The following is a 5819-nucleotide window of genomic DNA, read 5'->3' as shown; positions in this document are numbered from 1 at the left end:
TTACTTTATCAAGACTTTTTGCAACAAGGATTTCATCAATAGTTGTGTTATACAAGACATTGACACGCGATTTAATAACCTTTTCCTTCCACTCTTCCGGCATCTTTGCCGTTTTCTCATCCAATGAAACAATTTTATCCACTTCAGGACTTCCGAGATTAATCAGTTTACTCTCCATTGCATTTCTGACTTTAACATTTTCCATACCAAGCAACCTGGCATACTCGGGTGAAGCTTCAATACATCTCTTAACCGCATCATCTGAACTCTGCACCGTGTAGTCAGCATAATACATTGCCGATCTGAAGACAGTTGATGAAACACCGTCAATCCACTTATAATACGGAATATATACAAGCTTTTCACAATACTTCTTCAAATTCCAGGAGTAATATCTGCTTTCAACACGTGTAACAAGATTAGTATCATCATAAGGATTGTGAATGTAAATAATATCCGGCCGGTCATTCTCCAAATCATATTCTTGATCATTGACAACAGGGACATATTCAGGGAATTCTTCACGCTCATTGACCTTTTTTGCGGGATTCCTGTTGCTGTCCAATTCATAATATGTAATCGGAACGACAACTGCCTCACAACGTTTATCCTTGTCTGCAGCCATCCAGACACTTTCCAGGGAATCCCACATTGATGCTTTATATGGCATGAAGACAACTTTGTAAACAATGCTGTCTAAAATAAAATGCTCGAAATCATCAGCTGTTTTCTTTGCACCTTCAATATCAGAAGATTCAATTTTCTTCTTGAATTCATCTAATAATTCAGAGTACCTCTGCCCCGCATCTTTTTCGTTTTCTAAAACTGCCGTATTATCTCTGCAAACCTTCTTGACCTTGGAAACCATGTAACTGTTCCCTTTAAATTTCGTTAACATTTCCATACTGGACAGAATATCATCAACACATTTAACAAGTTTCTTCGCTGTTCTCTTTCGCATGTCACAACTCCTTAGAGCAGATTTCTTTTCTGCATATCTTCAAAAGCTCCAATAAGCCTGTCATTATCTTCAATTGTCAAACAACCGATATGCCCGACACGAAATACCCTGTCGGCCATTTCTCCACCATTCGGGCATACCCAGATTCCGTATTCATCCTTAAGACAAGTGAAAATATCATAAGCCGAAACGTTCAACGGATGCAAGGGAGTAACTGCATTGGAAAGTGACTTGGAAACTATCTCAAACGGAAGATGTCTGATTTTTCTTCTGAAATCTCCTGCTATTTCTGCAGTGTGAGCAATTTCCGCTTCTACCCCGCCTTCTTTTTCAATCTGTTTCAACCTTGCATTAATCTGCAACAGTATTCCAACTGCAGGTGTAAAGGGTGTTTGTCCCCGTTCACCATTCTTCAGCGCCGATTTCAAGTCAAGATACATGCTGCGAACTTGTCTTGAATAAACGCGTTCCACAGCTTCTGGACTTAGTACAATCACAGAAATCCCTGGGGGACATGCAAGTGCCTTCTGAGATCCCGTAATCATGACCTGCACATTCAGTTTTTCCATATCGAATTCATCACAAAGAAATGAACTGATTGAATCCACAACCAGAAACAGATTATTGCGATTACAGAAATTACTGATGGCATCAATATCGTACAGAACACCCTTTGATGTTTCATCAAGATTGACCAAAAAGCCCGTGAATCCCATACCGTCATATTCTGCCAGCTGTTCAGGCGTTACACTGCCCCCCTCTTCAGGAACAATCGTTTCATATGGAACCTGGTGTATCTTACACAACTGGACAAAACGATGACCGAAACTGCCGCCATCCACAATCAGAACCTTGTCATTTTCATCAAAGACATTCATGACAACTGCCTCCATGGAAGCCGTACCGGACCCTGTAATGAAAACTGCACGCGAATTACCGGGGGCCTTGGTAAACTTCCTCATCAGATTTTCATTTTCAAACATTTTCCTAGAAAACTCAGTTGTCCTGAAGTAGGGTACCTGCTGCGCACCGATATTCAGAATCTCCTGGTTGCTCATCACGGGACCTACTGTAAAATTAAGCATAGTGACATCTCCCATTAAATACCAAATTCTTCAAATCTCTTTTTTTCCTTATAATATTCTTCTCTTAGAGACTTCCACTTTATTTCATCTTCCTTGTTTATTTCTCTCAATACTCTTGCAGGATTTCCTGCAACTATGACATTAGATGGTACATCATTAGTAACGACAGAACCAGCCCCTATAACGGAACCATTACCTATGGTAATACCGGGAAGAACGATTACATTACCGCCTATCCAAACATCATTACCAACTATAATCGGTAACGTAAATTCGAAATAATCGTTATCCTGAGATCTCACACCACCATAAATTGGATGTCCCGCACAATAGAAACAACACCTTGGTCCCACGATTACGTTGTCTCCGAACTTAATGGAGCTGGTATCCATAAAGATACAGTCTTTGTTGGCATAAAAATTTTCTCCGACTTCAATATTTGATCCATATGACACATATACAGGGGGGGTAATATATAACTCATCACCTGATTTTCCAATCATTTCCCTTTCAAGCCTGACTATTTCATCTCGATCTCCAATAGCAGTATTATTAATTTCTTCTGCTTTTTTCTTGCCTTTCAATGAACTGTTTTCCTTCGTTATACCTTTTTGAAGATATAACTTTCCAAGTTTCATTTGCTCATAATCAAAATCCTTCAAATCACTCTTCCTTCCCAAATATGTCCCCAAATGACAATTCGGAAACGTTAATATGCGGTTTTCTCTTTTCCACAGGTGGCAATTCCATGTAGTGATTTCCGTATGCATACTTCAAATATGAATCATAGTCATCAAAGCACATGAATTTATGATTTTCAAATTTTATGTCGCGATATTTCTTATAGCATTTGGTTGGTACTCCCCATCCACTTGCAGGGGTATATGTGTACACTCTGCATAATTCAGTATCTTTTCTGTTATTGATTCTTTCAAATGAATACAATATGGAAAAAACCGCATTTCGTGGAATAAGCATCAGAAGTCTGCTTCTCAACCTCACTATTGGATTATTGCTTTTAAGATTCAACTGTGCATTCAAAATGGTTTTAATAATATTGCATATCTTTGAATGAATAATCCTGCTAATGTGATGATCGGGGATATTATCCAAAATAATTATATCCATGAATATCTCGTTACGTTGGGTCAGAGTCTCATGCCCAATCTGTCTGAAAACAGTTCCTAATCTCCTCAACTTACTATACCCGAAAATATATTCCGGATCAGTTTCATGACAATCCAGGAAAAACCTCGATTTGTCGAGATATTTATCACAAGCAGCGAAAAACTTATTATATTCGGTGCGAGTCATAGACACATCCACATCATCATCCCATGGAATGAACCTGCCATCTCTAACTGCTCCCAATAGAGTACCCGATTCTATTGAATATTTTATATTCTCTTTTCGGCAAATACGGTCAAATTCAATCAGCATTTCCAATCCAACCTTGTGAAGCTTCTCTATTTGACCATCAGTCAAAATTAATTCAAGTCAAACAACTCCTGATTATTGATATAATTTCAAGAATTCATTTACGGACATATCCATATCAACGGTTTCCTCATTTGAAACTAAATCACGATACCAGTTCCATATTTTGTCCATCGTTGGAGTATCTACATCAAAGATGTCTGCAATCTTAATGATTACGTTAATGCCATAAGGAAAATCGGTTCTGAAATACCTTGAATTAAAATCGGGAATCCATCCTCCTTCAACCTCTGTCATTGGTGACTTCAAATTCTTTACGGCATCCAAGCTGCTGATTTTCCTCTGCATATCTTCTGCTGTATAACTTTCATAGTAGTCCTTCAAAGAATGTACATTATCAAGGTTCATCGGAATTTTCCTGCATAACAACTGCAGTTCATCATCACATGAAATCATCAGCTGTGCCGCCTCCAGTGACCATTCCCTGTAAAAAAGGAAGTTTCTGGCATATTTTTCCCCAGGCACATAATCTTTAAACATGGAATATAACCTGGAAGTATGCAATATTGGATTTGATGGCGTTAGGGAAACTGAAAGATAATTAGGCAAGGAAACACATGGAATATTGAAGATTCCTTCTATAAAATCACAAATATCTGAAACATTGGATACGGGTATCGAACCTATTTCGATTTTATGTTTTCTTCCCAACTGATATACCGCCTTACCGTATTCCTTTAGTCTGGCGATACTATGAACACGCTGGAATCCATACAATATACATCCCTTGTCTATCAACTTCTTAAATGAAAATTCCGCTCCTCCAAATCCCGGAATAATACCTATCTTCTGCCCTTTTGTCGCATAAGGAAGCATTCTGGCAGCAGTATCCATAAATGCTTCCCCAGGAACGGTTACCCAGATATGATCAGCACCGCTTACTGCATCTTTCATCGAACTGGTAATTTTTGAAATTTGTGTACTGATTAACAGATTATCGTCTGAATTATACACTTCTACTTTTTTCTTCCACAAGTCAGGCTTTGATGTACAAACCGTAACGGCATGTCCTTTATCAGCAGCCTCTGCTGCCATCAAAGTTCCGATATTTCCCCCACCAATAATCGTAATATTCATTAATATCACCCCACAAATCTATTTATACAGAATCTGCCAGTCTCCCACAACTTTTCTCGGCTCATAGTCACTGAGCGGCATTTCGTCTGCCGTATGGATTGCCAGAGCCCCTCCATCCTTCAGGCGTTCCAGCAACTTCAAAAGAAACATAAGATCAAGTAACTCGTCACTCACATGCTCCATTACGATGTAGTCAAAACGAGCATTAGGGAAGCACTTGTCAAATTCCCTGTCCCAGCTTGAAACAACCTTTGCCTTCTTGGCAATTGCTTCCAAGTCACGTGCATATGTCTCCTGTTCCGTAAGACTGTAGATATTAGTTCTTAAATTATGCGATTTCTCACGAACCTTGTCTTGAATGGCCAGCAGATTGATACCGAAATTGCTGTCGATACCAAGAATATCGACTCTCTTCTCCTTGCCGCTGAAATCAAGACCCGACAGCAGTTCCTCATCAACATCCTGATCAAGCAGCGGGTTAATGCCCATGATTCTTTCAAACTGTCTGACACCTTCAAGTTCAATGTCCTTGTCATTTTCCCTCGGAAGCCTGTAAGCCAAAGCATCCCCTGCTTCATACAGAAGTTTTCCGTTTCTTCTGCCAATCAGCGACATTGCCTTGCTTGAAAATTCCGTATAGCGTCTGGCAATGAACGGGAAATATGCCCCAAGCATTGTCGGAAGCAGTATGTCAGCTGAGCGTGCAAGAACAACATCAGTATTCAGCTCTGACTTCTGATGCCACAGATATTCATTGCCTTCTGATGCCTTGAGTTCATCTTTTTCGACAAAGGCAGGACTGACAGCCCCAACTTTTCTGTCAGAATTCAGACACTTCAGCATATTCTCAATTGCCGATTCCGACAGCTCGTTTTCTGAGGTAAGAAACAAAGCGTTTTTCCCTTCAATCAGCTGATAGATTACACTTGGAGAATTTGTCCTGTTCTTGTAATTCACGACCTTGACGTCCCTGTCGGCAAAATTCTCAAACAGCTCTGCCACATCCCCGCCTTGTCCGTCATTGAACAGAATGTATTCACAGCGAAGATTGTCGGGCACCGCATCCCTCAACGTTTCAAGACACCTTTCAACCTGTTTGGCTTCCGTATTGGCCATCACTGCCACGGACAGATCATAACGGTAGCGTCCCTTTTCCGTTTCAGGCGCAGGATAGAATTCCTTCATCTGATTGTTGTAGT

Annotated in this window: 6 protein-coding genes; all 6 read right to left on the bottom strand. The window is 40.0% G+C overall.

The annotated features are described in order from the left end of the window. Positions 1-961 (bottom strand): hypothetical protein (locus V7Z60_RS08265; protein WP_334117353.1); only part of this gene is annotated, 961 nt, incomplete at its 3' end. 11 nt (positions 962-972) lie between these two features. Continuing rightward, positions 973-2046, bottom strand: a complete 1074-nt coding sequence (locus V7Z60_RS08260) for a pyridoxal-phosphate-dependent aminotransferase family protein (RefSeq protein ID WP_334117352.1) — start codon at positions 2044-2046, stop codon at positions 973-975. A 14-nt stretch (positions 2047-2060) separates the two neighbouring features. Next, positions 2061-2684 carry a DapH/DapD/GlmU-related protein gene (locus V7Z60_RS08255; protein ID WP_442918908.1) on the bottom strand — a complete coding sequence of 208 codons (624 nt, stop codon included), beginning with the start codon at positions 2682-2684 and terminating at the stop codon, positions 2061-2063. Between the two features lie 25 nt (positions 2685-2709). Continuing rightward, positions 2710-3486, bottom strand: a complete 777-nt coding sequence (locus tag V7Z60_RS08250; protein ID WP_334117350.1) for a LicD family protein — start codon at positions 3484-3486, stop codon at positions 2710-2712. A 72-nt stretch (positions 3487-3558) separates the two neighbouring features. Further along, positions 3559-4620 carry an NAD/NADP-dependent octopine/nopaline dehydrogenase family protein gene (locus V7Z60_RS08245; RefSeq protein WP_334117349.1) on the bottom strand — a complete coding sequence of 354 codons (1062 nt, stop codon included), beginning with the start codon at positions 4618-4620 and terminating at the stop codon, positions 3559-3561. A gap of 18 nt (positions 4621-4638) precedes the next feature. Then, a partial coding sequence (locus tag V7Z60_RS08240) for a glycosyltransferase family 2 protein (RefSeq protein ID WP_334117348.1) occupies positions 4639-5819 on the bottom strand: 1181 nt, incomplete at its 5' end.

Origin of the sequence: Ligilactobacillus sp., assembly GCF_036846325.1 — a bacterium.
GTDB lineage: Bacteria > Bacillota > Bacilli > Lactobacillales > Lactobacillaceae > Ligilactobacillus.
Note: the sequence above shows the minus strand (reverse complement) of the source record. Positions and strands in the feature narration are given on the sequence as shown.